The organism is Streptomyces sp. NBC_00209, from assembly GCF_045206345.1.
Classification (GTDB): Bacteria; Actinomycetota; Actinomycetes; order Streptomycetales; family Streptomycetaceae; genus Streptomyces.
In genome coordinates, this window is sequence record NZ_CP108121.1 from 1,695,432 (window position 1) to 1,708,043 (window position 12,612).

Below are 12,612 nucleotides of genomic sequence, written 5' to 3' on the forward strand. Positions count from 1 at the left end.
CGATGAGTCAGGCCGCACAGAATCTGAACTGGCTGATCACCAACTTCGTGGACAACACCCCAGGGGTGTCGCACACGGTGGTGGTCTCGGCGGACGGGCTGCTGCTGGCGATGTCCGAAGGTTTCCCGCGCGACCGCGCCGACCAGCTCGCGGCCGTCGCGTCCGGGCTGACCTCGCTGACGGCCGGCGCCTCCCGGATCTTCGAGGGCGGCGCCGTCAGCCAGACCGTGGTGGAGATGGAGCGGGGCTTCCTGTTCCTGATGTCCGTCTCGGACGGCTCCTCGCTGGCCGTGCTGGCCCATCCGGACGCCGACATCGGTCTGGTCGGCTACGAGATGGCCCTGCTGGTGGACCGGGCAGGCTCCGTCCTGACCCCGGACCTCCGTGCGGAGCTCCAGGGCAGCCTGCTCCACTAGGCGGCCGTGAACCAGTGACACAGACGATCAACCCGAAAACCAACCCTCGACCGTCCGGCCGCTTACAGCCCCCCACCGGCCCCTTCAGACGGCAAGCCGACACTCTGCTGTCACGCCCGGAGGATTCATGACCCCGCCACCCGCCTCACCCGATCCGTACGGCGCGTCAAGCCACGCGTCGTACGAAGGTGAGGGCGACCAGCCGCTGGTCCGTCCGTACGCCATGACCGGTGGACGCACCCGGCCGCGCTATCAGCTAGCGATAGAAGCACTGGTCAGCACCACGGCCGATCCCGCGCATCTGGGGACCCTGCTTCCCGAGCATCAGCGGATCTGCCATCTGTGCCGCGAGGTCAAGTCGGTGGCCGAGGTCTCGGCCCTGCTGTCGATGCCCCTCGGTGTGGCGCGGATCCTCGTCGCGGACCTGGCGGAAGCCGGCATGGTGGCCATCCACCAGCCGGGCAATGGAGAGGCCGGCGGCGCGCCGGATGTGACACTGCTCGAAAGGGTGCTCAGTGGACTTCGCAAGCTCTAACGGCGGCACGGCGACCCGGGCCACCACCTCGGCGAAGATCGTCGTGGCCGGTGGGTTCGGCGTGGGTAAGACCACGTTCGTCGGTGCCGTCTCGGAGATCAATCCGCTGCGCACCGAAGCCGTGATGACGTCCGCCTCGGCGGGCATCGACGACCTCACGCACACCGGCGGGAAGACCACCACCACGGTGGCGATGGACTTCGGCCGCATCACCCTGGACCAGGACCTGATCCTGTACCTCTTCGGTACGCCGGGCCAGGACCGCTTCTGGTTCATGTGGGACGACCTGGTGCGGGGCGCGATCGGCGCCGTCGTGCTGGTCGACACCCGCCGCCTCGCCGACTGCTTCCCGGCGGTCGACTACTTCGAGAACAGCGGGCTGCCGTTCGTCATCGCCCTCAACGGCTTCGACGGCCACCAGCCGTACACCCCCGACGAGGTGCGCGAAGCCCTTCAGATCGGGCCCGACACGCCGATCATCACCACGGACGCGCGGCACCGCGCGGACGCGAAGAGCGGCCTGATCACGCTGGTCGAGCACGCTCTGATGGCCAGGCTGAAGTAGTCACAAGTAGGAAGTGGCATACGGCAGTTACCGTAGTCACACGGGGGCGGGCTGTGTCCTTTGACACGATCCGCCCCCGTATTCATAACGTTTCGAAAGAGAATTGCCCCGCGACCGACACCGGATGCGCACGAGCGGTGTCGCTGCGCTCACATGAGCCTCGCCTTTTGGCGGGGCTCGCTCTTTATGCCCGATTTATCTGAGGCGTGAGCCACTCGGAATCGCCCATTCCGACTGTTTGGAACGCGACCGTCAGCCGTGCTGCAATTCGACCAACTCCCGAGTAGGTAGTACGGCCCTGAACTAAATCCGGCACAGCGTAGGTGCCGACGCCGAGAGGTTGTTGGTCGAGTGAGGCGTAACAACGAGGGCTCCACGGCGCAGGCGGAGCGGGGCAATTTCACCCCGCCGTCGCGTGCCGCGGCGCCGTCCGCCGACGTGTCCGAAGGGGCACCGGCCGGTGGCAGCACCAGCCGGCTGTCGCCGCGCAACTGGCGGGTGCCCACCCGGCTGAACGCGATCCTCCTGATCCCGGTGCTGGTCGGCCTCGTCATGGGCGGCTTCCAGGTGAAGGGCTCGGTCAACACCTGGCAGGAGGCCCAGGACGCGGAGAAGACCGCGCTGATCGTGCGGGCCGCCGCCGAGTACGGGCAGGCGCTGCTCAACGAGCGCGACCTCACCGCCCAGCCGTTGCTGTCGAACAAGCGCGACGACGAGGTCGTCTCGCAGACCCGGGCCACCACCGACGCGGCCGCCGCCAAGTTCGCCGACGCCGTCAAGGGCATGCCGGCCAAGGAGGGCCTCCAGCGCCGTCTCAAGCTGTTCAAGCTGGAGGAGCCGAAGCTCCCGCAGCTGCGCAAGGCGGCCTACACCGCGGCCATGGACCCGGTGAAGACCGAGGAGGGCTACGTCCAGGTGCAGCACTCCCTGATGGAGTTCTGCAACGAACTGGGCCTCGGCACCGGCAACATCACCAGCTACGGCCGCACCGTCTACGCGATCGAGCTGGCCAAGGCTGCAGAATCGCTTCAGCGCTCCATCGGCATGCACCTCCTGGTCCGCCCCAGCAAGGAGAGCGGCAAGTTCAACGACCAGGTCAAGGCGTTCGGCTCGTACAACTACCTGGAGCAGATCGCCCTCGGCGAGTTCACCTCCGGTGGTACGGAGGCCGACGCCAACCGGCTGCGCACGGTCATGGAGGCCAAGGCGGCCGCCGGCGCCGCCGAGCTGAAGGAGGCCAAGGAGAAGGCCGCCGCGGCCGGTGTGCCGTTCGTGGCGCCGCCCTCCATCGACGGCTCGGTCTATGACGGCATGGCCAAGGAGATCGGCCTCGGCAAGGACCAGGACGAGCTGAAGGCCAAGGGGATCACCCCCGAGACCTGGCTGGCCGCCGCCACCGCCAAGTTCGACGGCTACACCACGGTCGAGAACGAGCTGGTCGAGAAGGCCGTGACCGAGGCCGCGGAGATCTCCTCCGACGCCCGGACCGACGCCATCGTCAACGCCTCGATCGTCGTCGTCGCCCTGCTGGCCGCGTTCCTCCTGGCCGGGCTCATGGCCCGCCAGATGAGCCGCTCGATGCGCCGGCTGCGTACCGCCGCCTTCGGGATCGCCGAGCAGCGGCTGCCCTCGCTGGTCGACCAGCTCTCGCGCACCGACCCGGGCCGGGTCGACACCCGCGTACAGCCCATCCCGATCAACTCGCAGGACGAGATCGGCGAGGTCGCCCGCGCCTTCGACCAGGTCCACCAGGAAGCGGTCCGGCTCGCGGCCGAGCAGGCCATGCTCCGGGGCAACGTCAACGCGATCTTCACCAACCTCTCGCGCCGCAACCAGTCGCTCATCGAGGGCCAGCTGACCCTCATCACCGACCTGGAGAACAACGAGGCCGACCCGGACCAGCTGGAGAGCCTGTTCCGGCTGGACCACCTGGCGACCCGTATGCGCCGGAACGGCGAGAACCTTCTCGTCCTCGCCGGCGAGGAGCCCGGCCGCCGCTGGAACCAGCCGGTGCCGCTGGTGGACGTGTTGCGCGCCGCCTCCTCCGAGGTGGAGTCGTACGAGCGCATCGAGCTCTCCGGCGTCCCGGAGACCGAGATCCACGGCCAGTCCGTCACCGACCTCGTGCACCTGCTCGCCGAGCTCCTGGAGAACGCCACGACGTTCTCCTCGCCGCAGACCAAGGTGCGGGTCACCGCGACCCGGCTGCCCGACAGCCGCGTGATGATCGAGATCCACGACAAGGGCATCGGCCTCACCGCCGAGGACTTCGCCGACATCAACCACAAGCTGGCCAACCCGCCGACGGTGGACGCCGCGGTGTCCCAGCGCATGGGCCTGTTCGTGGTCGGCCGGCTCGCCGACCGGCACGGCATCCGCGTCCAGCTGCGCCCCTCGGGCGAGCAGGCCGGCACGACCTCGCTGGTCATGCTGCCGGACGCGATCACCCACGGTGGCGGCGGCGACGCGCCGGAGCAGGACGACTTCACCGTCTCCTCGATCATCCCGCAGCAGCAGGCGTTCGACGCGCTGCCGCAGCACCCGCAGCCGCAGCTGCGCACGGCCGCCGAACTCGGCTTCGACGACTCGCGTTACGACGAGGGCTCCGCGGACTCGGCCCAGCTCGACCCGGTGGGCCGCTCGCTGATGCGCGAGGAGCGCCGTGCGGCGCTGGAGGCCCAGGCCACCGGCGGCGAGCGCCAGGCGTTCCCGGAGCAGGCGCAGCCCGGGCAGGGCTACGCCGAGGGTGCGTACGGACAGGACGCGTACGCCGGGAACGGTGAGGCGGCCTACGCCGGGAACGGCCAGGACGGCTACGCCGCGCAGCAGTACGAGGGCGGCTACGACCCGTACGCCGGTGCCGGCGGCTACGACGCCCAGCCCGCCTATGACGGTGCCCAGGGCGGCTATCCGGAGGCGGCTTACGCGGCCCCCGAGGCGCCCGTACAGGGCTACGGCGAGCAGTACGCCGCCCAGCCCCAGCAGGAAGAGTGGGCAGATCAGGGCACGTACCAGGGCGGCTACGAGCCGGTCGCCCAGGCGGAACCGGAATCTGTGGTGAGCGCTCCCGCCGAGCCGCAGGAGCGCGTAGGCTTCGAGCGTTCGGGCCCCGTCCCGAACGCCGGCCAGGACATGACCGACGCCGGTCTGCCGCGCCGGGGCGGCCAGCAGCACTGGCAGCCCACCGGCCGCGGGAACGGCCGGCCCGGTGGAGCGCAGGAGCGTCCGCAGCAGCACGAACTGCCGCAGCGGCCGGCCCCGGCGCAGCAGGCCACCGACGGAAACGCCGGAAACGACGGCTCCGAGGACTGGCGCTCGGCCAACGACGAGCGCTGGGAGCGGGCCGAGCAGCTCCGGGAGCCGAAGGCGGGCGGGATAACCCCGTCCGGTCTTCCCCGGCGCGTGCCCAAGGCCAATCTGGTCGAGGGCACCGCCGAACAGACCCAGCAGGGCGGCCCCCAGGTCTCCCGCGCTCCGGAAGACGTGCGTGGCAGGCTGAGCAACCTGCGGCGCGGTGTCCTCCGGGGACGCAACGCGGGTACGGACACAAGTACTACCTACAACCAGGAGCGTTAGTGTGAGCCCGATGAGCCAGGCGGCGCAGAATCTGAACTGGTTGATCACCAACTTCGTGGACAACACCCCCGGGGTGTCGCACACGGTGGTGGTCTCCGCCGACGGACTCCTGCTGGCGATGTCCGAGGGATTCCCCCGCGACCGCGCGGACCAGCTGGCGGCGGTCGCCTCCGGTCTGACCTCGCTGACCGCCGGTGCCTCCCGGATCTTCGAGGGCGGCGCGGTGAATCAGACGGTTGTGGAGATGGAGCGGGGATTCCTCTTCATCATGTCCGTTTCCGACGGTTCCTCCTTGGCCGTTCTCGCACACCCGGATGCCGACATCGGCCTCATCGGGTACGAAATGGCCCTTCTGGTCGACCGCGCGGGCAGCGTTCTGACGCCGGACCTCCGCGCCGAGCTCCAGGGAAGTCTTCTTAACTAGTCTTATCCAGTAACCAGACAGTGCGTTTCGCGTCACCGCGCCATAGGGTGCGGTGGCGCGGTCCACTGGTATCGGGACCGGCAGGCGGAGGAGGAATCGTGGGTACACCCCCAGGCGGGCACCAGTACGACGGTGACCGGCACGTGCCGGGTGAGCACGGGGACGAACGTTTCAACTTCCCCTCCGCACCCGGCAGACAGGGCGCTCAGCAGCCTCAGCAGCCCTACCAGCCGTACGGGCAGGGCCAGTACGGCCAGTCGGGGCCCGGCTGGCCGCAGCAGGAGCCCCAGCAGCCCTCGCAGCAGCCGCACCACCCCCGGCGTCCCCACCGCCTCGACGGGCCGCAGCAGCCCAGGATCCAGCCGGTGCAGCCGCGGCGGGCTCCCGAGCCGGCGGCTCCGGCCGCGCACAATCCGCTGGTCCGTCCGTACGCCATGACAGGTGGACGGACGCGACCGCGCTACCAACTCGCCATTGAGGCGTTGGTCAGTACCACGGCTGATCCGTCCCGGCTGCAAGGGCAGTTGCCCGAGCACCAGCGGATCTGCCGGCTGTGCTTCGAGATCAAGTCGGTGGCCGAGATCTCGGCCCTCCTCTCGATCCCCCTCGGCGTTGCCCGGATTCTCGTTGCCGACCTGGCCGAGGCCGGACTCGTCGCTATCCACCAGCCCGGCGGCGACGAGTCCGCCGGCGGCCAGCCAGATGTGACACTGCTCGAAAGGGTGCTCAGTGGACTTCGCAAGCTCTAGCGGCGGAGCGGCCCGCTCCACTACCTCGGCGAAGATCGTGGTGGCAGGGGGCTTCGGCGTGGGTAAAACCACGTTTGTCGGTGCCGTCTCGGAGATCAATCCGCTGCGCACCGAAGCCGTGATGACGTCCGCCTCGGCGGGCATCGACGACCTGACGCACACGGGGGACAAGACCACCACGACGGTGGCGATGGACTTCGGCCGCATCACGCTCGACCAGGACCTGATCCTGTACCTCTTCGGTACACCGGGCCAGGACCGCTTCTGGTTCATGTGGGACGACCTGGTGCGGGGCGCGATCGGCGCCGTCGTGCTGGTGGACACCCGCCGCCTCGCGGACTGCTTCCCGGCGGTCGACTACTTCGAGAACAGCGGGCTGCCGTTCGTCATCGCCCTCAACGGCTTCGACGGCCACCAGCCGTACACCCCCGACGAGGTGCGCGAAGCCCTTCAGATCGGGCCCGACACGCCGATCCTGACCACGGACGCGCGGCACCGGGCGGATGCGAAGAGTGCGCTCATCACGCTCGTTGAGCACGCGCTCATGGCGCGCCTGCGGTAGGTGTGCCCGGTACGCCGAGGGCCCCGCACTCCTTTGAGTGCGGGGCCCTCGTGCGTGTGCCGCTCGGCCTGGCGGCCTTGCTTGTCCTCAATCGCCGGACGGGCTTGATTCTCAGCCCTGCCAGCTGTGCGGGGCCCTGAAGCCCGGGGTGCGCTCCAGGCGGCGCCAGCCGGCCGTGTCGCGGACGCGGGTGGGGGCGGTGGTGGGCTGGGCGGCGGCGCGGGCGAGGAGGACCGCGGTGATCGCGGCCAGTTCCTCGGGGTCCGCGAGGCCCTTCTCGACGCGCAGCACGGATTCGGCGGTGGCAGTGGTCATGAGTGGTGTCTCCGTCTTCTACTGCGGGGGGTTGCCGTGCTTGCGGGACGGCAGGTCGGCGTGCTTGGTGCGGAGCATGGCGAGCGAGGCGATCAGGACCTCGCGCGTCTCGGCCGGGTCGATGACGTCGTCGACCAGGCCGCGCTCGGCGGCGTAGTAGGGGTGCATCAGCTCGGTCTTGTACTCCTTGACCATGCGGGTCCGCATGGCCTCGGAGTCCTCGGCCTCCGCGATCTGCCGCCGGAAGATGACGTTGGCGGCGCCCTCCGCGCCCATCACGGCGATCTCGTTGGTGGGCCAGGCGTAGGTGAGGTCCGCACCGATGGACTGGCTGTCCATGACGATGTAGGCGCCGCCGTACGCCTTGCGCAGGATCAGGGAGATCCGCGGCACCGTCGCGTTGCAGTACGCGTAGAGCAGCTTCGCGCCGTGCCGGATGATCCCACCGTGCTCCTGATCGACGCCGGGCAGGAAGCCGGGTACGTCCAGAAGAGTGATGAGGGGGATGTTGAAGGCGTCACACATCTGGACGAATCGCGCGGCCTTCTCGGACGCCTCGATGTCCAGCACCCCGGCCAGGGCCTGGGGCTGGTTGGCGACGATGCCGACGACCTGGCCGTCCAGCCGGGCCAGGGCGCAGATGATGTTGCGGGCCCAGCGCTCGTGGATCTCCAGGTAGTCGCCGTCGTCGACGAGCTCCTCGATGACCTTGTGCATGTCGTACGGGCGGTTGCCGTCGGCCGGGACCAGGTCCAGGAGGGCGTCGCCGCGCCGGTCCGCCGGGTCGTCGCTCGCCGCGGTGGGCGGGTTCTCCCGGTTGTTGGAGGGCAGCATCCCGATGAGGTACCGGACCTCGGCGATGCAGGTCTCCTCGTCGTCGTACGCGAAGTGCGCGACGCCCGAGGTCTCGGCGTGGACGTCCGCGCCGCCCAGGCCGTTCTGGGTGATCTCCTCGCCGGTGACCGCCTTCACGACGTCCGGACCGGTGATGAACATCTGCGAGGTCTCGCGCACCATGAACACGAAGTCCGTCAGGGCGGGGCTGTAGGCCGCACCGCCCGCGCACGGGCCGAGCATCACGCTGATCTGCGGGATGACACCGGAGGCGCGCGTGTTGCGCTGGAAGATCCCGCCGTATCCGGCGAGCGCCGAGACGCCCTCCTGGATACGGGCGCCGGCGCCGTCGTTCAGGGAGACCAGCGGCGCTCCGGCCGAGATGGCCATGTCCATGATCTTGTGGATCTTCGTCGCGTGGGCCTCGCCCAGCGCCCCGCCGAAGATCCGGAAGTCGTGCGCGTACACGAAGACCGTCCGGCCCTCGACCGTGCCCCAGCCGGTGACGACACCGTCGGTGTACGGCTTCTTCGCCTCCAGGCCGAAACCCGTCGCCCGGTGGCGGCGCAGCTGCTCGACCTCGTGGAAGGAGCCCGGGTCGAGGAGGAGCTCGATGCGCTCGTGGGCGGTCAGCTTGCCCTTGGCGTGCTGCGCCTCGGTCGCCCGGTCACTGGGCCCGCGCCGGGCCTGCTCGCGCAGCGCCAGCAGTTCGGCCACACGGCCGCGGGTGTCGCTCGGCTCGCCCTGGGTTTCGTCCACAACGGTCATGTAACGACCCTACGAACCCCGCCAAGAAAATCGTGCCGTCGACTCCGTACAGTCTCCTGCCCGGTTTACTGGTGGAGCCGGACAGAAGCCCGGGCTGATGCAGGCGAAGTACCAGCCGGTACCGGGTTCCGCTTGTGGAGGTCCCACAAGGGTTCACTGTGGCCTGCCGCACACGCCGGTGAGCCGGGGGGCGCGGTCGAGCTGGGCGTCCTGCACCTTCTGGATGTCCTTCAGGCGCGGGAGCACCGGCTCGTCCGGGTGCGCCACGGTCAGCAGCACCGCCTCGTAGAAGGCGTCCCGCACCGCCGCCGGCATGACGTCCGACGCGTCCAGGCACAGCGGCACCCGCTGGTCCGTGAGCCTGCGCCCGACCTCCCGCTCGACCGCGCCCTTGCGGGCCGGGACCGCGGAGTTGGCCGAGAAGACCCCGCCCGCGCGGCCCCACTCCTCCTGGGCCTTCTCGGACGTGAGGCGCCTGATCATCGTCCGGGCCTGTTCGCCGTCCCCGAACAGCGCGGCGAAGTCCGCCGACACCTCGTGGGCCTTCACGGTATACGAGCCCCCGGGCAGCAGCGGTGCCGAGTCCGTGAAGGCGGCCCCGGACCTGCGGTCCCCGTAGAACGAGCGGGCGAAGGAGCCCTGGTGTTCCAGGGAGCAGCCGCCGCCGTCGAAGAGCAGCCCGTGGCCTCCGGCCGGGCCGCGGTGGTCCTTCGTCAGGATCGCCTGGCGCTCCTCGCGCGAGCCCTGGGCGAGCAGGCCCGCCCAGGTGGTCCAGGCGGTGACGACCCGCGGGGCGGTCCAGGGCAGGTCGCCGGTGGCCCAGCGCGCGTACAGCACCCGGCCCGCCTGCTGGAGGAGCAGGTCCTCGATCCAGTCGCTGCCGGGCCAGCCGGAGGAGCCGTCGTCGCCCATGGCGGCGCACCAGGCGTCCAGGGGGGCCGGGGCGGGCCGCGGGGTCTCGCCCTCGCGGTACCAGACGATGGACTTGAGGTCGACCTTGAGCGGCACCCACAGGTCCTTCTCTATGCCCTCCGCCTCCGGCAGCCACGGGTTGCCGTACTCCCCCGGGTCGTAGAGGCCCGTGAGCGGCTTGAGCCGGTTGTCGGCGGCGTACTCGACCAGTTCGCCGACGCCGGGCAGGATCGCGATGTCGGGCGGGTTCCCGGCCTGGACCTCGGCGAGCAGCACCTCGCGGGTGGCCGCCGTGCCCTGGTAGGTGTACGGGATGCCGAAGCCGTCCAGGACGTCCTTGAACTGCCGTTCCTGCTCGTCGGTCCAGGGGCCGAGGATCGTCACCCTCGGTTTGGCGTCGCTGCCGCCGGGGGCCGCGAGGCCGCAGCCCGCGGCGGTCAGGAGCAGGGCGAGGACGAGCAGGAGCGCCCCGGGCCGCCGTCTCATCCGGCCCTCCAGTAGTAGTCGGCGTTGAGTCTGCGGCTGAGCCCGGCGGCCGGAAGCAGGAGGACCAGCGCGCCCGCGCCGAGCGCCCCGTAGTAGGTCCAGCTCTGCCAGCTCCGGGCGGCCAGCCCGTCGCGCAGCTCGGTGGAGGCGCGGGTGACGTACTGCTGGGCGTCGGCGAGCCGGTCGGGGTCGCGGGCGGTGTTCCCGGACCGGACGAGCGGGTCGCTCGCGGTGTCCTCGATCCGGACGAGCTGGTGGCGCGCCTCGTCCAGCCGTTCCTGCGTTGCGGCGGTCGCCCACAGCGGTACGACGGCGAGGGCGACGGCCACCAGGAGCGTCGGCAGCAGCCACGGGTCCAGGCTGCGCCCGCAGCGGCGGCGCAGCAGCCACAGCGCGCTGAGCGTGGTGAGGGTGAGGACGAGCAGGCCCAGTTCGGCGACGGCCCAGCCGGTGACCTGGAGGGGGCCGAGGGTGCTGATCCGGCCCATCCGGCGCATCTGGTGGTCCTGGAGGACGTCGAGACGCGGCACGACCCCGGTGCCCGGCCGGTTCAGCTGGCGGTCCGCGTCGCTCATCTTCTGCCGCTGCATCAGGTCGTCGTGCACGTATTTCACGGTCCCGGGGGTGATGGAGCCGCTGTACGAGGTGAGCACCCCGGTGACGGTCGCCAGGACGCCCCGGCCGCGCTCGCCGTCGATCTGGACGTCGGAGAGCCGGGAGAGCCCCTGGCCCGCGGCGGAGAGCTGGGACTCGTAGCGGGCCCCGGCCCCGACGACCTCGTCGATCCCGAAGCGCACGGAGACCTCGGCCTCCTGGTGGGCGCGGAGCAGGGCGAGCTGGGTCGCGGAGACGCCCTGGACGGCGGGGGCGGCGTGGGTGCGCATCTCCCCGGCGGCGTTCTGGACCTCGCGGTACGAGACGAGGAGGGCGGTCATCGAGACGAGGGCGGTCAGCACGATGACGGCCAGGTGGAGTTCGAGCAGCCGTCTGGTGCGGGAGCCGGCCGGCCTGCGGGCCCGGAAGGCGCGCGTCCAGTGCGGGGGCCGGGGCTTCACAGGCGCCTCCCGCAGGCGATGCAGTGCCGGGCGATCGGCCCGGCGAGGTGGCGGCAGCCGGGGCACTTGCCGGGTGGGCCCGCGGCGTGTGCGGGCAGGTCGAGCAGGGGGCCGGAGGCGACGTGCAGCCGCCCCTCGCGCACGGTCCCCCGGTCGACGGTCGGGCCGACGCGGACCAGGCCCCGCACCCCGTCCACGATGTCGGCCACCTTGCGGACGTCGGCGAGGACCCAGGCGGCGCCGATCTCGTGGGCCAGCCGGACCGCGAGCCCGAAATGCCGCTCGGCCTCCCCGCGGCTCATCGGGTCCAGCGCCGCGTAGCCCCGGTCGAGCGCGGTCCGCATCCGTGTGGCGGCGTTCATCGCGTCGAGCGTGCCGCCCCCGCCGCCGGTGCCGCCCGCGCCCACGGCGACGCCGGGCGGCAGCCAGCGGACCACGAGCGGGGCGGTGGCCTCGCCGACGGCCACGGTGGCGAGCTGGAGCAGCACGCCGAGCGGGTCGGCGCCGGCGTCCGCCCGCACGGTGAGCAGGTAGTCCCGGGCGCCCGGCTCCCACTGGTGGGTGGCGAAGTCGTACCGGTGCGGGTGCTCCGGCGCGGTCACCGGTACGAGGGCGTGCTGCCGGGGCTGCCGCTCGCTGAGGGCGATCCCGGTCACCGCGGGACGGCCGGTGACCGTGACGGGCAGTTCGGGGCTCCGGACCCGGCGCAGCCGCCGCAGCGCCCCGGTGGCGGCGGGGGCGAACCGGTCGGGCGCGGTGCCGGCCGTGCCGTGCAGCCCCTCGGTGAGGGCGAGCAGCGGGGCCGGGTCCCAGTCCACGCCGAGCGCGAGCACGTCCGCGCTGAACTCCCCCTCGCACGCGGCGATCCCGGAGCCGAGGGCCGCCTCGCCCGCCGGGTCGTGCCCGCTGCCGTCGGTGACGAGGATCAGATGGCGTACGGGCAGGGGGCGTTGTCCGAAGAGTGCCCGGGCGGCGGTGAGCCAGGCCCCGTATCCCGGGGGCGGCCGGTCGTCGGGGGTCGGGGCGACGCGGCCCACGCTGAACGCGGCGCGCCGCTTCTCGTCGGTGTCCGCGAGCGCCCAGGGCCCGCTCAGCGGGTAGCACCGCTCGGGCCCGCCGTCCCCGGCGCCCCCGAGCACGGCGAACGACAGCCCGTCGGGCAGTGCGCGCAGGGCGGCGGCGAGCGCGGTGGCGGCGTCCTGTCGGCGCGCGGGGGCGACGTCCAGGGCGAGGACGACGGCGAGTTCGGTGGCGGGCCGCTGGTCGCGGGGCCCGGTGCCGGTGGCCTTGACGCGCACATGGGCGTCGATCCGGGTGTCGTGGTGGGGCTGCTGGTCGCGCCGGACGTCGACGGACACGGCGAACCGGAGCCCGGTCGGCGACGGGTCGGGTGCGGCCATGAACGGATCTCCTGG

General features: G+C 71.4%; 12 protein-coding genes. 7 read left to right on the forward strand and 5 right to left on the reverse strand.

Annotated elements, in window-relative coordinates:
- Positions 1–2 precede the first annotated feature (2 nt).
- The 7 genes from OG867_RS07350 (at position 3) to OG867_RS07380 (ending at position 6,827) form a co-directional block, all read left to right on the forward strand.
- Positions 3–416: a roadblock/LC7 domain-containing protein gene (locus tag OG867_RS07350; protein ID WP_168713747.1), complete on the forward strand. Its 414-nt coding sequence runs from the start codon at positions 3–5 to the stop codon at positions 414–416.
- A 127-nt stretch (positions 417–543) separates the two neighbouring features.
- Positions 544–951, forward strand: a complete 408-nt coding sequence (locus tag OG867_RS07355; protein ID WP_018521347.1) for a DUF742 domain-containing protein — start codon at positions 544–546, stop codon at positions 949–951.
- On the forward strand, positions 932–1,516 hold the full coding sequence (locus OG867_RS07360; protein ID WP_328902596.1) for an ATP/GTP-binding protein: 585 nt from the start codon (positions 932–934) through the stop codon (positions 1,514–1,516). The genes OG867_RS07355 and OG867_RS07360 overlap by 20 nt, the downstream gene beginning before the upstream one ends.
- 351 nt (positions 1,517–1,867) lie before the next feature.
- Positions 1,868–5,092, forward strand: a complete 3,225-nt coding sequence (locus tag OG867_RS07365; RefSeq protein ID WP_406283719.1) for a nitrate- and nitrite sensing domain-containing protein — start codon at positions 1,868–1,870, stop codon at positions 5,090–5,092.
- Between the two features lie 10 nt (positions 5,093–5,102).
- Positions 5,103–5,516, forward strand: coding sequence for a roadblock/LC7 domain-containing protein (locus OG867_RS07370; RefSeq protein ID WP_018102439.1), 414 nt, complete (start codon positions 5,103–5,105; stop codon positions 5,514–5,516).
- A gap of 98 nt (positions 5,517–5,614) precedes the next feature.
- On the forward strand, positions 5,615–6,265 hold the full coding sequence (locus OG867_RS07375; protein WP_328902594.1) for a DUF742 domain-containing protein: 651 nt from the start codon (positions 5,615–5,617) through the stop codon (positions 6,263–6,265).
- Complete coding sequence (locus OG867_RS07380) at positions 6,246–6,827, forward strand: ATP/GTP-binding protein (RefSeq protein WP_014048542.1); 582 nt, start codon at positions 6,246–6,248, stop codon at positions 6,825–6,827. The genes OG867_RS07375 and OG867_RS07380 overlap by 20 nt, the downstream gene beginning before the upstream one ends.
- A 111-nt stretch (positions 6,828–6,938) precedes the next feature.
- Here OG867_RS07380 and OG867_RS07385 read toward each other — a convergent pair whose 3' ends face one another.
- The 5 genes from OG867_RS07385 to OG867_RS07405 form a co-directional block, all read right to left on the reverse strand.
- Positions 6,939–7,142: an acyl-CoA carboxylase subunit epsilon gene (locus OG867_RS07385; protein WP_328902593.1), complete on the reverse strand. Its 204-nt coding sequence runs from the start codon at positions 7,140–7,142 to the stop codon at positions 6,939–6,941.
- Between the two features lie 18 nt (positions 7,143–7,160).
- Positions 7,161–8,744 (reverse strand): acyl-CoA carboxylase subunit beta, encoded by a 1,584-nt coding sequence (locus OG867_RS07390; protein ID WP_406283722.1) that lies wholly within the window; start codon positions 8,742–8,744, stop codon positions 7,161–7,163.
- A gap of 153 nt (positions 8,745–8,897) precedes the next feature.
- Positions 8,898–10,142, reverse strand: coding sequence for a carbohydrate ABC transporter substrate-binding protein (locus OG867_RS07395; RefSeq protein WP_406283724.1), 1,245 nt, complete (start codon positions 10,140–10,142; stop codon positions 8,898–8,900).
- Positions 10,139–11,197, reverse strand: a complete 1,059-nt coding sequence (locus tag OG867_RS07400) for a hypothetical protein (RefSeq protein WP_406283726.1) — start codon at positions 11,195–11,197, stop codon at positions 10,139–10,141. The genes OG867_RS07395 and OG867_RS07400 overlap by 4 nt, the downstream gene beginning before the upstream one ends.
- Positions 11,194–12,597: a hypothetical protein gene (locus OG867_RS07405; protein WP_406283728.1), complete on the reverse strand. Its 1,404-nt coding sequence runs from the start codon at positions 12,595–12,597 to the stop codon at positions 11,194–11,196. The genes OG867_RS07400 and OG867_RS07405 overlap by 4 nt, the downstream gene beginning before the upstream one ends.
- Positions 12,598–12,612: the final 15 nt, after the last annotated feature.

Bases quoted from the DNA above. Each gene is read 5' to 3' on its own strand.
- OG867_RS07350 (WP_168713747.1), top strand. From the start codon at position 3: ATGAGTCAGGCCGCACAGAATCTGAACTGGCTGATCACCAACTTCGTG.
- OG867_RS07355 (WP_018521347.1), top strand. From the start codon at position 544: ATGACCCCGCCACCCGCCTCACCCGATCCGTACGGCGCGTCAAGCCAC.
- OG867_RS07370 (WP_018102439.1), top strand. From the start codon at position 5,103: ATGAGCCAGGCGGCGCAGAATCTGAACTGGTTGATCACCAACTTCGTG.
- OG867_RS07385 (WP_328902593.1), bottom strand. From the start codon at position 7,142: ATGACCACTGCCACCGCCGAATCCGTGCTGCGCGTCGAGAAGGGCCTC.
- OG867_RS07390 (WP_406283722.1), bottom strand. From the start codon at position 8,744: ATGACCGTTGTGGACGAAACCCAGGGCGAGCCGAGCGACACCCGCGGC.
- OG867_RS07395 (WP_406283724.1), bottom strand. From the start codon at position 10,142: ATGAGACGGCGGCCCGGGGCGCTCCTGCTCGTCCTCGCCCTGCTCCTG.
- OG867_RS07405 (WP_406283728.1), bottom strand. From the start codon at position 12,597: ATGGCCGCACCCGACCCGTCGCCGACCGGGCTCCGGTTCGCCGTGTCC.